The 18,113-nt window shown below is 62.3% G+C and carries 16 protein-coding genes; 4 read left to right on the top strand and 12 right to left on the bottom strand.

Annotated elements, in window-relative coordinates:
- Nucleotides 1-7 precede the first annotated feature (7 nt).
- From D3250_RS09765 to D3250_RS09720, 10 genes are all read right to left on the bottom strand, one after another.
- Nucleotides 8-1,003: an aspartate carbamoyltransferase catalytic subunit gene (locus D3250_RS09765; protein WP_119903207.1), complete on the bottom strand. Its 996-nt coding sequence runs from the start codon at nucleotides 1,001-1,003 to the stop codon at nucleotides 8-10.
- A complete protein-coding gene (gene pyrR, locus D3250_RS09760; RefSeq protein WP_119903206.1) occupies nucleotides 1,000-1,563 on the bottom strand; it encodes a bifunctional pyr operon transcriptional regulator/uracil phosphoribosyltransferase PyrR in 564 nt (187 codons plus the stop codon). The genes D3250_RS09765 and pyrR overlap by 4 nt, the downstream gene beginning before the upstream one ends.
- Nucleotides 1,564-1,646: 83 nt before the next feature.
- Nucleotides 1,647-2,054: a transcription antitermination factor NusB gene (nusB, locus tag D3250_RS09755; RefSeq protein WP_119903205.1), complete on the bottom strand. Its 408-nt coding sequence runs from the start codon at nucleotides 2,052-2,054 to the stop codon at nucleotides 1,647-1,649.
- A 4-nt stretch (nucleotides 2,055-2,058) separates the two neighbouring features.
- Nucleotides 2,059-2,622 carry an elongation factor P gene (efp, locus tag D3250_RS09750; protein WP_119903204.1) on the bottom strand — a complete coding sequence of 188 codons (564 nt, stop codon included), beginning with the start codon at nucleotides 2,620-2,622 and terminating at the stop codon, nucleotides 2,059-2,061.
- A 91-nt stretch (nucleotides 2,623-2,713) separates the two neighbouring features.
- Complete coding sequence (gene aroB, locus D3250_RS09745) at nucleotides 2,714-3,844, bottom strand: 3-dehydroquinate synthase (protein ID WP_119903203.1); 1,131 nt, start codon at nucleotides 3,842-3,844, stop codon at nucleotides 2,714-2,716.
- Entirely contained in the window at nucleotides 3,841-4,359 is a 519-nt protein-coding gene (locus D3250_RS09740; protein ID WP_119903202.1) for a shikimate kinase, read from the bottom strand. The genes aroB and D3250_RS09740 overlap by 4 nt, the downstream gene beginning before the upstream one ends.
- Complete coding sequence (gene aroC / locus D3250_RS09735) at nucleotides 4,359-5,606, bottom strand: chorismate synthase (RefSeq protein ID WP_119903554.1); 1,248 nt, start codon at nucleotides 5,604-5,606, stop codon at nucleotides 4,359-4,361. The genes D3250_RS09740 and aroC overlap by 1 nt, the downstream gene beginning before the upstream one ends.
- Nucleotides 5,607-5,616: 10 nt before the next feature.
- Entirely contained in the window at nucleotides 5,617-6,546 is a 930-nt protein-coding gene (locus D3250_RS09730) for a shikimate dehydrogenase (RefSeq protein WP_119903201.1), read from the bottom strand.
- The gene (locus tag D3250_RS09725; protein ID WP_147383523.1) at nucleotides 6,546-8,441 is read right to left on the bottom strand and encodes an endolytic transglycosylase MltG; all 1,896 of its coding nucleotides are present in this window, start codon (nucleotides 8,439-8,441) and stop codon (nucleotides 6,546-6,548) included. Before D3250_RS09725 ends, D3250_RS09730 begins: the two co-directional genes overlap by 1 nt.
- 93 nt (nucleotides 8,442-8,534) lie before the next feature.
- Nucleotides 8,535-9,821 carry a DUF349 domain-containing protein gene (locus D3250_RS09720; protein ID WP_119903199.1) on the bottom strand — a complete coding sequence of 429 codons (1,287 nt, stop codon included), beginning with the start codon at nucleotides 9,819-9,821 and terminating at the stop codon, nucleotides 8,535-8,537.
- 96 nt (nucleotides 9,822-9,917) lie between these two features.
- On the opposite strand from D3250_RS09720, the gene hisS reads away from it, so the two are divergent.
- The 4 genes from hisS (at nucleotide 9,918) to D3250_RS09700 (ending at nucleotide 15,226) form a co-directional block, all read left to right on the top strand.
- Nucleotides 9,918-11,264: a histidine--tRNA ligase gene (gene hisS / locus D3250_RS09715; protein ID WP_119903198.1), complete on the top strand. Its 1,347-nt coding sequence runs from the start codon at nucleotides 9,918-9,920 to the stop codon at nucleotides 11,262-11,264.
- A gap of 11 nt (nucleotides 11,265-11,275) precedes the next feature.
- Complete coding sequence (gene aspS, locus D3250_RS09710; RefSeq protein WP_119903197.1) at nucleotides 11,276-13,054, top strand: aspartate--tRNA ligase; 1,779 nt, start codon at nucleotides 11,276-11,278, stop codon at nucleotides 13,052-13,054.
- 57 nt (nucleotides 13,055-13,111) lie between these two features.
- The gene (locus D3250_RS09705) at nucleotides 13,112-13,789 is read left to right on the top strand and encodes a DUF4287 domain-containing protein (RefSeq protein WP_119903196.1); all 678 of its coding nucleotides are present in this window, start codon (nucleotides 13,112-13,114) and stop codon (nucleotides 13,787-13,789) included.
- Nucleotides 13,790-13,852: 63 nt separating this feature from the next.
- Nucleotides 13,853-15,226, top strand: a complete 1,374-nt coding sequence (locus D3250_RS09700) for a replication-associated recombination protein A (protein WP_119903195.1) — start codon at nucleotides 13,853-13,855, stop codon at nucleotides 15,224-15,226.
- 56 nt (nucleotides 15,227-15,282) lie between these two features.
- On the opposite strand, the gene qcrB is transcribed toward D3250_RS09700, so the two are convergent.
- Together qcrB and qcrA are read right to left on the bottom strand one after the other, a co-directional pair.
- On the bottom strand, nucleotides 15,283-17,016 hold the full coding sequence (qcrB, locus tag D3250_RS09695; protein WP_119903194.1) for a cytochrome bc1 complex cytochrome b subunit: 1,734 nt from the start codon (nucleotides 17,014-17,016) through the stop codon (nucleotides 15,283-15,285).
- A complete protein-coding gene (gene qcrA / locus D3250_RS09690; RefSeq protein WP_119903193.1) occupies nucleotides 17,013-18,107 on the bottom strand; it encodes a cytochrome bc1 complex Rieske iron-sulfur subunit in 1,095 nt (364 codons plus the stop codon). Before qcrA ends, qcrB begins: the two co-directional genes overlap by 4 nt.
- Between the last annotated feature and the right edge of the window lie 6 nt (nucleotides 18,108-18,113).

Raw genomic sequence — 18,113 nt, 5'->3', positions numbered from 1 at the left:
TGTGTCTTCACTCATCGTGGCTCCCGTCGGGTTGACGTTGGGACAGTAGGAGGTGCAGCACAGCCATACGCACAGCGACTCCGTGCGCGACCTGATCAAGGATCTTGGCCTGGGGCGAATCTGCCGCTGCGGATGATATCTCCACACCCCGGTTCATGGGACCAGGGTGTAGGATCAGCGCCGCGGCGTCCGTGGTGCCCTGCCGGAGCCGCTCTACGACCGCGAGCCGCTCATCGGTGAGTCCCCAGCGCCTTGCGTACTCGGCCGCAGTCGGGAAGAAGGTTCCCCCCATGCGTTCCGCCTGAACCCGCAGCATCATCACGGCGTCCGGCGCTGCGCTCAGCGCATCGTCGAGGCTGTAGTGGATCGTCACCGGCCACGAGTCCGTGCCGTAGGGAAGAAGGGTCGCTGGTGCTGCCAGGTGAACATCGGCACCCAGGGTTCGCAGCAGCCACACATTGGAACGCGCCACGCGCGAGTGGACAATATCACCGACGATGAGCACCCTCATTCCTGAGAGGTCGCTGCCCCGAGGGCTGCTCGCGTGGGCAGCGCTCCAGCCGCGGCGCAAGGTGAGCGCGTCCAGGAGGGCCTGGGTGGGATGTTCGTGCGTGCCGTCACCGGCGTTGATCACGGCAGCTTCTGACCAGTCAGATGCTGCAAGCTGGGCCGCGGCGCCGGAGGCGCTGTGTCGGATGACAATGGCATCGGCGCCCATCGCGTCGAGGGTCTGCACCGTGTCCTTCAGCGACTCACCCTTGGAAACCGAGGAACCCTTGGCGGAGAAGTTCATCACATCGGCTGAGAGCCGCTTGGCTGCGGCTTCAAAGGAGATTCGAGTCCTGGTGGAGTCCTCGTAGAACAGGTTGACCACCGTGCGTCCGCGCAGTGTGGGGAGCTTCTTGACTTCCCGGGAAGAGACAGCTGTCATCTCATCTGCGGTATCCAGGATCGCAAGGGCGTCGTCATAGGCGAGGCCCTGGGTGTCCAGGAGGTGCTTCACCGGATGATCACCACCTTTTCCTCCTCGGCTGTCAGGCCGTCAATCTCAGCCAGGCGCACACCCACCCGTTCACTCCGGGAGGTGGGGAGGTTCTTCCCGACGTGATCAGCACGCAGGGGCAGTTCCCGGTGTCCGCGGTCCACCAACACAGCCAATCGAACCACCTGGGGCCGCCCATAGTCGGAGAGCGCATCGAGGGCGGCTCTGACAGTGCGCCCCGAATAGAGCACGTCGTCCACCAGGACCACGGTGCGACCGTCGATGCCCCGGGCGGGAAGCTGGGTAGGCTCAGGGGTACGGGCTACGGAGGTCCGCAGGTCATCCCTGTACATGGTCACGTCCAGGGAACCTACCGAGGTGAGCGGGTCGAACGCCGAATCAATGGCAGCGAGTTTTGCCCCCAACCGGCGTGCGAGCGGGACGCCGCGGCGCGGAATCCCGCATATGATCAGTTCGTCGGCACCACGTTGGGCCTCGACAATTTCGTGGGCTATGCGGGTCAGCGCGCGGTCGATATCGGCCGCGGTCATGACCGTTGCGGTCTCAGGTGAGCGGGTCACGCTGTGACTCCTTCCTCGCCTCACAGGACGATCTTTAAAGGAGCAGGATTGTCTGCGTCAGCCTATCAGGTGGTCGCAGCAGCTCAGCCCAGTGTGGGTTTGAGCTTCTGCAGCCTGCCGAGCACTCCGTTGACGAAGCCCGGCGACTCGTCGGTGGAGAGTTTCCGGACCAGCGTCACCGCCTCGGAGACGGCGACTGAGTCGGGGATCTCCTCATTATGGAGCAGTTCCCAGGCGCCGATGCGCAGTGCCATCAGGTCCACCGGAGGCATGCGTTCCAGGGTCCACCCCCGTGCGTAGGTCGCCAGCAGCTCATCGATCTCGTCGCGATGCTCCGCCACTCCTTGGATGAGTGTGCGCACATAGTCGTTGACGATCAGTTCCGCCTTCTCCACGCGAGTATTCAGCACCAGCTGGGGGTCCATGCTGCGCTGCTCGGCCTCGAAGAGGATCTCTAATGCCCGCTGCCGGGCTTTGCTTCGTTTCGCCACAGTGCTAGTCGTTGACTCGGCCGAGATACTCAGAGCTTCGAGTATCCACCTTCACCTTAGTGCCCTGCTCAACGAAGAGTGGCACCTGGATCTCGTGCCCGGTCTCCAGAGTTGCAGGTTTGGTCCCAGCTTTCGAGCGGTCGCCCTGCAGACCGGGATCAGTCTGCGTCACTTCCAGGACCACTGAAGGGGGCATCTCTAGGTAGAGCGGGGTGCCCTCGTTGATCGCGATTGAGACCTTCTGGGATTCCAAGAGAAAGTTCGCTGCGTCGCCGACTGTCGCAGCCGGGACGCTGATCTGGTCGAAGTCGCGCAGGTCCATGAAGACGAAGTCTTCACCGTCCTGGTACAAGTACTGGTAATCGGAGCGGTCCACCGTGGCCAACTCGATTTTGGCCCCAGCGTTGAAAGTCTTGTCCACGACCTTGCCTGAGGTGATATTCCTCAGTTTGGTGCGGATGAACGCTCCACCTTTGCCAGGCTTGACGTGCTGAAACTCAAGTGTGTTCCACAGTTGGCCCTCCAGCTTGAGCACAGAGCCGTTCTTGATGTCATTGGAAGTTGCCACAGGTTCGTCTTACCTTCTGTTGTCACGGTGCGATGGTCTCGGTCAACCGGATACCGGCGACCCATCCTACAGGCTGCACCCTCGTCAGTCCTTACAGGGAGATGGTGGTGCTGGAGGCCGGCTCCGCGATCTCCTGGTAGGTCGCGAACAGGATTGAAGGATCGGGGATCTCGACCGTAGCCGGAGAACCGATCGAGTTAAGCAGAACGAACCGCAGGGTCTCGCCTCGATTCTTCTTATCCCGTCGGATGCCTTCCAAGAGCTGGTTCCAGCGGTCGTCGCGGTAGGTAGTCGGCAGACCTAGGCTGGTGAGGATCTCACGGTGCCGGTCCGCCTCGACGTCGGAAAGGCGGCCCAGACTCCGGGCCAATTCAGCGGCGAACACCATGCCTACCGAGATCGCGGCGCCATGGCGCCATTGGTACCGTTCGGCAAGTTCGATCGCGTGCCCCAGGGTATGTCCGTAGTTCAGCGACTCACGGACCCCCGACTCCCTGACGTCCCGGCCGACCACGCCGGCTTTGACTCGGATAGACCGCTCAATGAGATCCCGCAGCTCAGCGGAGTCCCACCGCTGGACCTCTTCCGGGGAGCGCTCCACGGTGCGGAGAATCTCCTCATCGGCGATGAACCCACATTTGACCACCTCAGCCAGTCCTGCCACGAGCTCGTTCCGGGGCAGTGTGGCCAGCGTCTCTAGGTCAGCGAGCACACCTGCGGGCTGGTGGAACGACCCGACGAGGTTCTTACCCTCAGCGGTGTTGATCCCCGTCTTACCTCCCACCGCGGCGTCCACCATGCCCAGCAGTGTGGTGGGCATGTGAACAATGCGGATCCCGCGGAGCCAGGTAGCGGCGACGAAGCCTGCCACATCGGTGACGGCTCCTCCCCCGACAGAGACGATGGCGTCTGAGCGGGTCAGGTCATTCTGCCCCAGGACCTGCCAGCAGAACGCGGCAACCTGTATATGTTTGCCCTCTTCGGCATCAGGAATCTCAGCGGTGACAGCCTGGTAGCCGGCCTTCTCGAGGTCTTCCCGGACCACATCGCCGGTGGCGCGCAGCGCGCGGGGATGGATGACCAAGACACGCTCGGCCTGCGGGCCCACGAGCCCGGGCAGCTGCGCCAACAGACCCTCCCCGACGACAACGCTGTAGCCGAGCTCCTGCCCCCCGGCACCTGTTCCTTCTCCGACTGTGATGACAGTGGGTTCTGTACTCATCGTTCTCTCCTCATAGCCTCAATAATGTGTCGGGCTCGGTCTTCGATCGTTGCTTCGGCGGCGCTGACGATCAGGTCGGCGCATTCGCGGTAGAGCGGTTCCCGTTCGGCGTAGATGTTTTTCCACCGCTCGATCGGTGGTGCCGAGGTGCCCGCGGTGAGCACGGGGCGTGTCGCGGCGTCTCCGATTCTGGCCTTCGCCTGGGCCTCGGTGACATCGAGCATCACCACGAACTGGGTCTTCAGGAGTTCGCGCGTAGCTGCTGATGTGACGGATCCACCGCCCAGACTCACCACTGAGGGGCGGGGCGAGTCGAGCAGCTCCGCCACGAGTTGTTCCTCGGCGGCGCGGAAAGCTTCTTCTCCGTGAACGGCAAAGTACTCACGGATGGGACCGTGTCGGGCCACGAAGAACTGGTCCGTGTCCACGTGTGGTCGGCCCAGGCGCCGGGCGAGCACGGCTCCGACTGTTGATTTGCCTGACCCCATCGGGCCGATTAGGACAATATTGTTCATCAGGGCTGCATAGCCGCCGGAGCCTGCATCGGGTCGCCTTGGTGCCCGCTGGCCTCCGGATTTGCGCCAATGTCAGGGAGCGATTCGAGGTACGACCGCAGGTTTCGGGAGACCTCTGCGAGGCTGTCGCCGCCAAATTTCTCCAAGACGGCTTGAGCCAGGACCAGTTGGACCATAGCTTCCGCTACGACACCGGCTGCGGGCACCGCGCAGACGTCGCTGCGCTGGTGGTGCGCGGTGGTAGTCTCTCCGCTGGCCACATCCACGGTCCGCAGGGCCTTCGGAACCGTAGCGATGGGCTTCATTCCGGCTCGAACCCGGAGTGTTCCGCCAATACTCATGCCGCTTTCGATGCCCCCGGCCCTGTTGGTGGCTCGAACCACCTGGCCTTCGGCGTTGAGCTCAATCTCATCGTGGGCTTCGGAACCTCGGCGGGCCGCCGTACGGAACCCATCGCCCACCTCGACACCCTTAATTGCCTGAATACCCATCAACGCCCCGGCAAGCCGCGCATCCAGTCGACGATCCCAGTGCACATAGCTGCCGAGTCCCGGCGGTAGACCGTCCACCACGACCTCCACCACACCGCCCAGGGTCTCACCGGCTTTATGGGCCGCGTCGACCTCAGCCACCATGGATTGGGAGGTTTCCGCGTCGAAGCAGCGCAGCGGATCAGCGTCAAGCGCCTCGATATCAGTGGCAGAGGGCACCGGTGAGCTCTCCGGTGACGAAACCGTGCCGATGGCAACTGTGTGAGCGACAGTGGTGATACCCAGCGCGCTTAACAGCTGATTGGCTGCGGCGCCGAGCGCCACTCGGGTCGCTGTTTCCCTGGCCGAGGCACGCTCCAAGACTGGACGGGCTTCGGTGAAACCGTACTTCTGCATACCCGTGAAGTCAGCGTGGCCTGGTCGGGGCCTAGTCAGCGGGGCGTTACGGGCCAGACCCTCAATCTCCTCAGGATCCACAGGGTCGGCGGACATCACTTTGTCCCACTTGGGCCACTCCGTATTGGCGATTTCGATAGCCACGGGTCCGCCCATGGTGAGCCCGTGCCGCACACCGCCGAGCAGCTGAACCTGGTCCTGCTCGAACTTCATCCGAGCCCCCCGACCATAGCCGAGCCTTCGGCGGGCCAGGGCGCGCCGCACGTGAGTGGTGTTCAGGTCTATCCCGGCAGGCAGCCCTTCGATGATGCCGACCAGGGACTTGCCGTGGGATTCTCCGGAGGTGAGCCAACGCAACATGGGGTTCATCCTAACGGTCCAGTGCCTCCGCTCCCTCATGGAGACCGGCCGCGGAGCGCATCTTCCGCACCATCAGCAAATGATCGGCATCGTTCTGGACCGCAGCTGGGTTGCGGGTGTTCTCCGTGAAGAGCTCTACTTGGCGCACCGCCTGATGCAGAAGCATCTCCAGCCCGCTGGTGACCGGCCAGTCGCGTTGTGACCATGCCTGGGCCAATGCCGAGGGCCAGGGGTCATAAGCGACGTCGAGCAGCACAGGCTTTGACTTGCAGTCAGTGGGCATCTGTGACGCCAGAGGGTCTGCAGCCCGTGGCGGCAGCGTGGACACCACCACATCCAAGAGCCCGGCGCTGAGGTCTTCCCCCAATGCATTGAGCGGGCGGATGCTCAACGGTAGGCCCAGACGCTCGGCGATCAGCGAACCGCCGGCAGCGCGCGCCGCACTGCGAGCGTAGATGCGAGCTTCTGCCATGTTCAGTTCCGCCGCGGCGGCAAGCGCGGCTGCTGCGGTCCCGCCCGAACCGAGGACGGCGAAAGTCGCCGCGGCGGGCTCTTCGCCGGTGATCCCCACTTGCTTCAGGGCTTTGACAATCCCGTCGACGTCGGTGTTCTCACCGTGGAGAGTCCGTCTGCCCTGAGCGTCCTGCCCAACTAGCACGGTGTTGAGCACTCCCAGCGTCTGTACCCGCGTGGAGACGGAACTCATATGCGGCACCATGGCCGATTTGAGGGGCATGGTGACCGACCATCCGACCCAGTTAGGCTCTGCTGCTCGCTCGCTCAGGAACTCCTCGACCGTTTCCTCTTCAACCTCGAACCGCGTGTAACTGATGTCCACACCGAGGTGCTGATAGGCGGCGGTGTGCAGCTGAGGAGATCGGGAGTGGCTGATGGGTGAACCGAGCACCGCCGCCCTCCGCCACGCAGCGGAGAGATTCATCAGTCAAACTCATCCTCTGCCGCGTCAACATCCCCAGGGCCACAGGCTCCTTCATTCTCACTACAGAACTCCAGGAATTCCTCGGTGTCTTCCTCGTGCCCGGCGAGATCGTCGTTGAACCGGGTCTCTCCGGTGATCGGGTTGACGGTGACCCAGTAGAACGCATCAGTGTCCGCCGGATCTGCTGCAGCGGTGATCGTATCCGAGACCGGCACTGCGATGGGGCCGGGCGGGAGACCCGTGTGGACGTAAGTGTTGTACTCATTGTCCGCGTTCAGCCGCTCTTCCTCTGGAAAGTGCAGGTCACCGGAGAGACCGATGCCGTAGTTCACTGCAGCGTCGATCTGCAACAGACCGTCGGTCTCAGTCTGGTCCGGCTCCAGACGATTCTCGATGGCGCCGGCCATGATGCGATAGTCCTCGAGCCGCTCGTCACGGCTGCGCTCCTCGCTGATGGTGTTGTTGGCCTCAGCGGTGATCAGCGAGGCTGTGATGACGGCGTCCCACTGGTCATCGGGGTCGGTGACGCCTACCTCTTCAAGCCGCTCCAAAGTGGGGTCCACCATCATTTGGATAATCTCTTCGGCGGAGGCGTCGACGGCCGGCTCGTACTCGCCAGCGGCAAGGAAGCCTTCGAGGTCCTCTGCCTGGTCCGGAACCCCGAACTGCTGAGGATTCTCATTGAGCTCCTGCAGTTCTTCCTGGGAAATCTGGGCTCCCGTGGCGATGGCGTCCAAGGTTTCATCCAGCCTGAACCCGGCGTTCACGTTGATGTAACCCACCTGCTCGCCGTCTCCGAAGATAACTTCCACCGCGTCAGCGGCGGGCATCTGCTCACGCATCGTCAACGTTTCTGCGTGGTAACTCGCCTCGGGGTCGAGCTCCTCCAGAGCCTCCTGAAACGCCTCAGTTCCGGCAATGATCTCTTCATCCACCAAACGGTTCTGGATAGAGGCGAGGCCCTCATTGGGGTAGATCTCAAACTCGACCTCGTCCCCCGCGACCGTGTCATAGTCGGCGACCTCGTCGCCCCCGAGCAGTGACTGCACGATCATGACAAAGGCAACCATGAGTGTCGCGAAACCCAGCACTGCGACTGCCAACGTGATGTTACGCCGGCGCCGCTTGGCTTTGCGCCTCAACAGAAGGTTGCGATTCACTCGCCCTTCCACAGGAGCGACAGTCTGATACCCGCGGCCATAGTCTGACGCACCAACCAAGATCGGCGCGCCGTGTTCATCATGATCAAAGTGTTCGTCATCGTCGAAGTGCTCATCGTCATAGACGCCGTCCCAGTCGAGCTCATCGTGGTCGTCATACTCATATTCCGGCTCCGGCTGCTCATACTCCGGTGAGGCGGCGGAACGCGGAGCCACAACTTCTTCGAACGGAGTGGACGGGGATCCGGTGGGCGCTGCGGGTGCTGCACTTTGGACGGGTTGGGCTGCACTATCACTCCCCAGCGGAGTCTGTTCTTCCTCCGTGGTGGCAACCGTGGGAGGCACAGCGACCGCTTGGCGGTCAGGCTCGTGGTGGCCGTGTCCTGTCTGGGGGTAGTCAGCGCGCTGGGCTTTGAGTCGACGCTCTCTGCGGGAGCGGAACCCTTGACCTGGATGACTCGTGCCCGCAGACGCTGGGCTCCCGGCCGAAGTTGCAGGGGTCACCCGCGACGCGACGCTGCGGCGTTCATCCTTGGGAGTCGTGGTTTCCTGATCGAACAAGTTTGGTGAACTCTCAGCGGACCCGCGAGGCGTGACAGCCCCTGTCGAGGAGCTGCTCATTCGACGAACCGCCGACTCGCGCTCCCGTTGCGCAGCGCGTTCCCTCTCGCGGGATTCGCGTATCTCGCGGCGACGACGGCGAGACCCCACGTCGGGGGTTTGTTCATCGCTCACGCAGTTCCTCGCTGAACATGTTGACGGCAGGACGGGTCTGGGCAGGACGACAGTCTAGTTCGCAGACCCAGCAAGTGTAATCTATCTGTTATTTCAGCTCGAAGTGAGCATCTTAAGCCAGCTGCGGCGCGCCGCAAGAGCCTCTTCAGCTTCACGCCTGCGCTGAGCATCGCCGTCTGAATCAGCCTGCGCCAGTTCGACCTCCAACTGAGAAATGGTCTCCTCCAGCTGATCGATCATCTCAGACTGTCGGTCATTCCGGGCTGACTCCCGTGGACTGCGGGTAGCACCCTCGGCCTCACGGAAAGCGTCCTGCACCTCACCGATGGCGCGCTCCATACGCTTAATATCTGCCCTGGGAACTTTCCCGGCGGCATCCCACGCCTCAATGAGCGCAAAATACCGCTCACGCACCGCTGCGGGCTTAGTGAAAGGCATGAGGCCGCGAAGCTTACCGAGAATCTCCTCCTTCTTCTTGAGGTTCTCCCTGTACTCGGCCTCCATCTTCGCATTTGCCTCATCACGTGCTGAGAAGAACACGTCCTGAGCGGCACGGAACCTCGCCCACTGGGCGTCTTCCGTCTTGCGAGGGCCTCTCCCCTGTTCCTTCCACCGGTCCATGAGCCGGTGGTATGCCTTGGTGGTCGACCCAAAATCCTTAGAGTCCTGGAGCTTCTCCGCCTCAGCGATCAGCTCTTCCTTGGCTCTCTTGATGTCAGCGGCTTCTTTGTCTCGGCGCACAAAGAATGCCTTGCGGTGACGCTCGAAAGTGCTCCGCGCCTCCCGAAACCGCTTCCAGAGCGGGTCTTCCTGCGACTTTGGCAGCCTGGGCGGGTTGCGCTGTTCAGTCTTCCACTGATCAAACAGTTCATTCATTCGTTCCTGGGCGGACTTCCAATGCTGACGGTCCGGGTCGACGGCGGCCAGGTCCTCTGCGGCTCGCACGATCTCTTCGCGCACCGCAGCCTTGGCTGCGAGAGCTTCCTCGTTCTGCTTCTTCTCCGCAGCAGCGATGCCATCTATTCCCCGCTCAATCTCATGCAGGATTCCACGCAGCCCGATCACGTCACCGACCCAGGTTCCGTTCTCCAGTTCCTTGCTCAGTGTGGCCTGGCTGGAGCGCAGGGCCCCGGCGGAGTCAGCCTGAGTGGCTACCCGGGCCCGCAGGAGCAGAGCCCTGTTGTAGAGGTCGTCGAACTTGCGGGTGAAGTACTGCAGGGCGGCCTCGGCATCACCTGCGGAGAACTGCCCCACATACGCTTCCTCCCCACCCTCCGACGCGGAGCGCACGTACACGTGGCCTTCTTCATCCACCCGGGTACGTTCGCGCACCTCATCCAAGGGGGTTTGATGGTAGTTCGGCTTGATAGCTGGACTCATCCCACCAGGTTACCGCGACAGACCATTACTCTGTGCCGTACCCGTATGATGGTGTGGTTTGGCAAGACCCACCTCAGAAGGAGTCGTTGAGCACCTATGGCACGCAAAGCCTCTCTCTCGGGCTACCTCGAGCTGCTGCCGGCTGAGCGGCTGACTGAGCTGCATATGCTCGACACACTTCGTCAAGTCTTCGAGGTCCACGGCTTCTCACCACTGGAGACCCGAGCTGTTGAGACGGTTGAGACCCTGCTGCAGAAGGGGGAGATCGACCAGGAAATCTACGCCATCTCCAGGATTCACGAGGATGAGGGGGCTGGCCGGGAAGCCAAGCTGGCGCTGCGCTTTGATAATACGGTTCCGTTTGCCCGGTATGTCACGGAAAATGCCGGGCACCTGGCTTTTCCATTCCGTAGGTATCAGATTCAGAAGGTCTGGCGTGGCGAGCGCCCTCAGGCCGGTCGGTTCAGGGAGTTCTCTCAGGCCGATATCGACATCGTGGGCGACGGCGCGCTGCCCTTCCGCTGTGATGTTGAGATCGCGATAGTCATGGCAAGGGCACTCGAGGCTCTGCGGATCGGTGAGTTCAGTCTGCGGGTCAACAACCGGAAACTCTCAGAGGGGTTCTACCGATCCATCGGACTCACTGACACTGCGGCAGTGCTCCGAATCGTCGACAAGCTGGAGAAGGTTGGGCCCAGCCAAGTCGCGGAGGAGCTGCGCCGTACCGCCGGTGCATCCGCGGAGCAGGCGCAGCGGGCGCTGGAGCTGGCCCAGATTCGCACCGGTGACGGTTCCTTCGCGGAGAAGGTCCGCGCACTGGTTGGTGATGAGCCCTCTGCTCTGCTGCAAGAGGGCCTGGATGAACTGTCTGAGCTGATGAGCGTGCTTAACACGCGCGTGCCCGGGCGTGCCATGGCAGATCTCTCTATCGCGCGCGGGTTGGACTACTACACCGGAACCGTCATTGAGACCCTGCTGCACGGTCATGAGGATCTCGGTTCCATCTGTTCGGGCGGCCGCTACGAGTCACTTGCCTCCAAGGGCAAACGGGTCTTCCCCGGTGTGGGACTCTCCATTGGTGTGACACGGCTGCTTTCAGCCCTGCTCAGCTCCGGGGAACTGGCGGCGTCGCGCTCTGTGCCCACCGTGGTGTATGTCACCCTCCGTACTTCAGAAGATTGGGGTGCAGCCCAGGATGTCGCTGACCAGCTCCGCAGCAGGGGCATCAGCGCTGAGGTCGCGCTGAGCGCGGAGAAGTTCGGCAAACAGATCAAGTACGCGGACAGGCGAGGTATCCCATTTGTGTGGTTCACTGACGATCTTGGCCGCCATGAGGTCAAAGACATTCGTTCAGGAACCCAGGAAGAAACCGATCCCAGCAGTTGGGCTCCCCCGACTGAGGACCTGACCCCCCAAATCATTCGCAAGACTGAAGACCCTTAAGGAAGGACGCTGTGCTCCGCACCCACACCACCGGCGAGATCAACGCCGAGCTCATAGGCCAGACCGTCACGCTGACCGGCTGGGTAGCCCGCCGCCGCGACCATGGAGGTGTCGCCTTCTTGGATCTGCGCGACGCTCAGGGCGTGGCACAGGTGGTAGTTCGCGATGAGAAAGACTTCGATCCCCTGCGCAATGAGTTTGTGCTCAAGATTACTGGTGTGGTTGAGCGCCGACCTGAAGGCAACGAGAACCCCAATCTCAGCTCCGGTGAGGTCGAGGTCATCGCACAGACCACAGAGGTGCTCAACGCGGCTGCCGCACTGCCTTTCCAGATCGATGATCACGTGGAAGTCGGTGAGGAAGCCCGCCTGCGGCACCGCTACCTGGACCTGCGGCGGAAAGGCCCGGCCAAGGCTATGCGGCTTCGCTCGGAAGCCAACCGAGTCGCACGCGACGTGCTCCACAGCCAGGGCTACCTTGAGGTCGAGACTCCCACACTGACCCGGTCCACCCCAGAAGGGGCCCGGGACTTCGTGGTGCCGGCACGCCTCAGCCCGGGCTCATGGTACGCCCTGCCCCAGTCACCTCAACTGTTCAAGCAGCTGCTGCAGGTTGGCGGAGTGGAGAAGTATTACCAGCTGGCACGCTGCTACCGGGACGAAGACTTCCGGGCCGACCGCCAGCCTGAGTTCACGCAGTTGGACATCGAGGCCAGCTTTGTTGAGCAGCAAGATGTGATCGCCCTCGTTGAGGAAGTCACCCGGGAACTATGGTCTCTGATTGGCGCAGACATCGACACCCCCATTCCTCACATCACCTACCGAGAGGCGATGGCGCGGTACGGCACAGACAAACCAGACCTGCGCTTCGGTCTTGAACTGACCGAACTCACCGAATACTTCAAGGAGACGCCCTTCCGCGTCTTCAGAGCACCCTATGTGGGTGCGGTCGTCATGCCCGGTGGAGCGTCACAGCCTCGGCGGACACTGGACGCTTGGCAGGAGTGGGCTAAGCAGCGCGGCGCCAAAGGGCTGGCCTACGTTCTGGTCCAGGACAACGGCGAGCTCGGCGGACCTGTGGCCAAGAACCTCTCAGAGTCAGAGAAGGCCGGTTTGGCAGAGACCGTCGGCGCTAAGCCCGGTGACTGCATCTTCTTTGCAGCCGATAAGCCGGCCGCTGCCCGCGGACTCTTGGGCGCGGCCCGCAATGAGATCGCCCAGCGCCTGGAGCTGATTCAACCCGGCAGCTGGTCCTTCGTGTGGGTAGTGGATGCACCCATGTTCGAACCCACGGACGATGCCCAGGCCGCTGGAGATGTGGCAGTCGGATCGGGTGCTTGGACGGCCGTTCATCATGCGTTCACGGCACCGAAACCGGAATTCGCTGAGACGTTCGACACGGACCCCGGCGAGGCCCTTGCCTACGCCTACGACCTGGTCTGCAATGGAAACGAGATAGGCGGTGGTTCCATCCGTATCCACAGACAGGATGTGCAGGAGCGGGTGTTCCAAGTGATGGGCCTCTCTCCGGAGGACGCCCGGGAGAAGTTTGGATTCCTGCTTGATGCGTTCAAGTACGGCGCCCCTCCACACGGTGGGTTCGCGTTCGGCTGGGACCGCGTCGTCGCGCTGCTGGCCGGCGAAGAGTCTATTCGGGAAGTCATCGCGTTCCCGAAGACTGGAGCCGGGTATGACCCATTGACTGCCGCTCCCGCTCCCATTACGCCACAGCAGCGAAAAGAGGCTGGGGTGGACGCCAAACCCGAGCCCACGGGTGGGGCCCCCGCCTAGAATGGAGCGGAGGCTGCACCTCATCCCGAGACTCTGCTGAGGAGATCCGAGGACTTTATGTTCGAGAGAGAGCCTGACCTCACCAGCATCCGCCGGCGGATGGAAATGAGTGGTCAGCGCTATGCTGACCTGCGGCCGTTGGTGCTCGCCGAGTCCGCACCGAGTCGAGAAGGTACCGGCAGGGCCGCTTCTCCCGAGCATAGCGACGACACCATCCGGGCCAAGACTGGACGCCGATGGGATGAGTGGGTGGCACTAATCGATGCTGGGCCGGGACGGGCCGCTGGTCACGCAGCCATCGCAGCATGGGTCACCGAGGAGCATGGTGTGGACGGTTGGTGGGCTCAGGGAGTGACGGTTGGTTATGAACGCCTCACCGGGCTGCGCCTCCCCGGCCAGATGCCGGACGGGACCTTTTCCGTTTCTCGCTCCAAGACACTCGGTCTCGAGTGGGTGCAACTGCGCGAACTCCTGGCCAACCCACAAGGCAGAGCAGCCCTGTTGCCGGCGATGACGTCCAACGAGCGGTCCAGACCCGGCGTGAGAGCACCAAAGTTCTCACTCTCGGACCCCGATACCGGTGCAGCTCTGGGGGTCCTGCAGTTTCGCGGTGAACCGGCCAACACAGGCTGCAGGCTCGTGGTGACACATGAGAAGCTGCCCGGCCCCGATGTCGCAGAGGCATGGAAGCAGTTCTGGTCGGCATGGCTCGAGGAATTGGCGACGGCGAGCTGACTCACAGACCAGCATAAAGCGCCTCCACGTCGGACGGCCCGCCCGGCCGGTAATCTGGGACCTATGACAGGCGACCTCTTCACCGAACCTGAGGATCAGGACAACGCCGACAGAGTGTCCCAGACCCGTGAGCCCCGCCGCCACACCCCACTCGCAGTACGAATGCGACCCCGCACCCTGGATGAGGTGGTGGGCCAGCAGCATCTTCTCAAAGGGGGATCCCCCCTGCGGGTGCTGACCGAGGGCAACACGGGCCCTGCTGGGGCCAGCTCAGTCATTCTCTATGGGCCGCCGGGGACTGGGAAGACGACGATCGCCCATGTGGTGGCACGTGGTGGGGCCAGGAAGTTCGTGGAACTCTCCGCCATCCGCGCTGGCGTAAAGGACGTCAGGCAGGTCATGGATCAGGCCCTTGAGGACAGGGACCTGCGTTCGCTGACGACAGTGCTGTTCCTAGACGAGATCCACCGTTTCAACAAGGCCCAGCAGGACGCTCTCCTTCCGGGAGTGGAGAACGGTTGGGTCATACTGATCGCCGCGACCACCGAGAACCCCTCCTTCAGCGTGGTGGCGCCGCTGCTGTCCAGGTCACTCCTGCTGACGCTGACATCACTGGGCCGGGAGGACCTCTCCGGTCTCATTGATCGAGCGCTTGAATCCGAACGCGGATTGGCCGGAGCTTTCGACCTTGAAGCTGAGGCTCGGGATCATATCCTGCGTGTCTCTGGAGGTGACGCCAGAAGGGTGCTGACCACGCTGGAAGCGGCAGCAGCAGTGGCTCGGGGCCGGGACTCGGACCGAATAGGTGTGGAGGATGCGCAGCAGGCAGCCGATTTCGCAGTGCAGCGCTACGACAAGGACGGTGACCAGCACTACGATGTCATTTCGGCCTTCATAAAGTCCCTGCGCGGCTCGGACGTGGATGCCGCCCTGCACTACTTGGCCCGCATGATTGTGGCTGGAGAGGATCCAAGATTCATAGCCCGTCGGCTCGTCATCGCAGCGGGCGAGGAAGTTGCTATGGCGGATCCTTCAGCGTTGCAGACGGCAGTAGCAGCAGCAGATGCGGTCCAGCGCATCGGTATGCCTGAGGCCAGGATCCTACTGGCTCAGGCCACAGTGCACATCGCGACAGCCCCGAAGTCCAACGCCTCCTATAAGGCACTCGATGCTGCCATCGCAGATGTGCGCTCCGGTAGAGGTCACTCCGTCCCGCCGCATTTGCGAGACAGCCACTACGCGGGGGCGGCTCGGCTCGGTCATGGGAAGGACTATGTCTATGCCCACGACCAGCCGCACCATGTGGCTCGACAGCAGTATGCCCCCGATGATCTGGTTGGGGTGGACTACTACTCCCCGACGCAGAACGGCAACGAACGCTCGGTCGGGGAGCGACTGTTTCGCCTACGCGACATCGTCCGCGGCCCGCAGGGCTGACGGAGACGCTGCGGGCCCTCCCCGAGTCGGAGAAGGCCCGCAGCGTCAGCTACCGATCAACGGCTGTCGGATCCCGTCCCCGCTGTGATCGCCTGGCGTGACTCCGCAGCTTCCAGCGCTGACGGGCCGTGCCCGTGATGCCGCATCACTTCGAGGTACTCCTCGCGACTGACAGGCTCCACCCGGTCCTCGAACCAGATACGGTTCAGGCGAGCTCGGAGCTTCTCAAGTGCTGTGATCTTGCCCTTGGCATTCGGCTGAGGGCCGCTCGGCGCTGGCGCCTCGTAGGAGACCAGCGTCCACAGCTCATGCTCGTTGGGCAGCTTATGCTTCTCGTGGAACTCTCCCTCAGCACTGACTTCGATGACACCGGCTTCATGTCCATGGAGGGCGACCTCTCGGTCCTTGCGCTGAAGAGCCAGACAGATCCGTTTGGTCAACAGGTAGGCGATGATCGGCCCGAGGAAGAACGCCGCACGCAGCCAATAGATGACGTCGTTCAGCGACAGTGCGAAGTGGGTGGCCATCAGGTCGGAAGAGGCAGCACCCCACATCACCAGGTACCAGACCACCATAGCCACACCGAATGCTGTGCGAGTGGGCGCATTGCGGGGTCGATCCAACAAGTGGTGCTCTCGCTTGTCACCAGTGATCCAATTCTCCAGCCACGGCCAGACGAACACTCCGAGCAACAGAAGGGTAATCGGAATCATGGGCACAAGGACAGGGGTCGCTATTGAATTGCCTCCCCACGGAGTGGGTATGACAAATTCGAGCGGTATGTTCCCGATAAACCCTGGCATGATGCGTAGGACGCCGTCGAACCACCCGATATACCAGTCAGGCTGAGTGCCGGCCTGAACCGGCGACGGGTCGTATGGCCCATAGTTCCACAAGGCGTTGATCTGGAATGTGCCCGCTAGGAGGCTGAGCACACCCATCACGATAAAGAAGAAACCGCCGGCTTTGGCTGCGTAGACCGGGCCCACGGGGTAGCCGACCACATTGCGTTCGGTGCGCCCAGGACCTGGGTACTGCGTGTGCTTGTGCGTCACCACCAGGAATAGGTGAACAGCGATGAGAATCAGAATCAGCGCCGGGATCACAAAGATGTGCAGGGCATACAGCCTGGGGATGACTTCATTGCCGGGGAACTCGCCACCGAACAGGAAGAAGGAGATGTACGTACCCACCACCGGAATAGCTTTGAGCATTCCGTCGATAATCCGCAGACCGTTGCCTGAGAGAACCTCGTCGGGAAGGGAGTAACCGGTGAAGCCGGCACCCAGACCGAGCACGAGAAGCGTGGCGCCGACCACCCAGTTCAGCTCACGCGGCTTGCGGAACGCTCCTGTGAAGAAGACGCGGATCATGTGCACGCTCATCGCCAGGACGAACATCAAAGCGCCCCAGTGGTGCAGTTGGCGCATGAACAGGCCGCCACGCACATCAAAGCTGAGCTCGAGGGAGGTGGCGTAAGCCATCGACATCTCCAGCCCCTGCAGTGGGGCGTAGGAGCCGGAATAGCGAGTCGTCGCCATGGAGGGGTCGAACCAGAAGGTCAGGAATGCACCTGATATGACGGTGATGATGAAGCTGTAAAGGGCAACCTCACCGAACATGAAGGTCCAGTGGTCCGGGAAGACCTTACGCCCGAACTCGCGGACAATCCCGGTACCGCCGACTCGGGTGTCGACGTAGTTGGCGATCTTCCCGGAGCTCGACTTGGGCTGATACTTATTGACCTCGAGGTACTGGTCCTCGGTATATGTCTCATTTGAGGCGCTCATGCTGGAAAGTCACCTTCCGGGTCAGTGTGGCCGCGCTCCCAGTAGGTCGGCCCGACAGGTTCGGTGAAGTCGCTGCGGGCGATGAGGAAGCCTTCATCATCAACAGTGATCGGCAACTGAGGCAGCGCACGACCAGCGGGTCCGAAGGTCACCTTGAATTCTTCGGAAGCGTCGAAAGTGGATTGGTGGCAGGGGCACAGCAGGTGGTGGGTGTGCCGCTCATACAGGGCCACGGGGCAACCCACGTGGGTGCACACCTTGGAACAGGCGATGATGCCTTCGTGGCTCCAGTTTTCCCGCCCGGGGGTCGGCTCGTGAAGGTCATCAGGGTTCAGCCGCATGATAAGAACCACGGCTTTTGCCTTCTCGGCCAGCCGATCACCGTGTCCTGAGACCTCACGGAGATTCTCAGGAATCACGTGCATCGCCGAGCCGATAGTTAGGTCCGCCGCCCGGATGGGAGTCCCCGTAGGGTCCCTGACCAGGCGTACGCCTTCGTCCCAGAGGGAGTGTCGCATCCGCTCAACCCCGAAATCGGCAGTGCGATCCAGGTCACGGAACACCACGACCGCCGGCAGCGGTGCCAGCAGAGCTGCCGCAATCATGGTGTTGCGCAACAGTGGACGTCGTTTAATCTGAGTCTCCTCAACGACGTCGGTGACGATCTTCTCCGCCTCAGCACGGTCAGCTTCGGTGCGCAGCGGCTTCCTCGCCTCAGTCACCTCGTGATCCGGCATCAGCGTCTTGGCCCAGTGGACGATTCCCAGACCGATGCCGAGCATCGCCAACGCTGTGCCGACACCGATCAAGGTGTTCTGCACGCGCAAGGCGCTCATGCCCTCAAAGTAGTCGTCGAACTGGTCCATTCTCGCGATGGCGAAATATCCGACGAAGAACATGAGGGTGCCGATGATGGAGACGATAAACAGTGCGGCGACCTGGCGCTCACTGCGCTTAGCGGCTTTCTCGTCGACATCGGCCAAACGAGGTCGGTGCGGCGGCAAACCTGGGTTGTCGATGGCATAGCCGTTCGACGCCCCTTCACCGGCTTTGACGACGGCGGTTGAATCACCGTTACCGTGCTCGGCCATATGGTT

The sequence above is a fragment of the Nesterenkonia natronophila genome (assembly GCF_003595215.1).
GTDB lineage: Bacteria > Actinomycetota > Actinomycetes > Actinomycetales > Micrococcaceae > Nesterenkonia > Nesterenkonia natronophila.
This window is presented reverse-complemented; position numbering and strand designations above follow the sequence as displayed.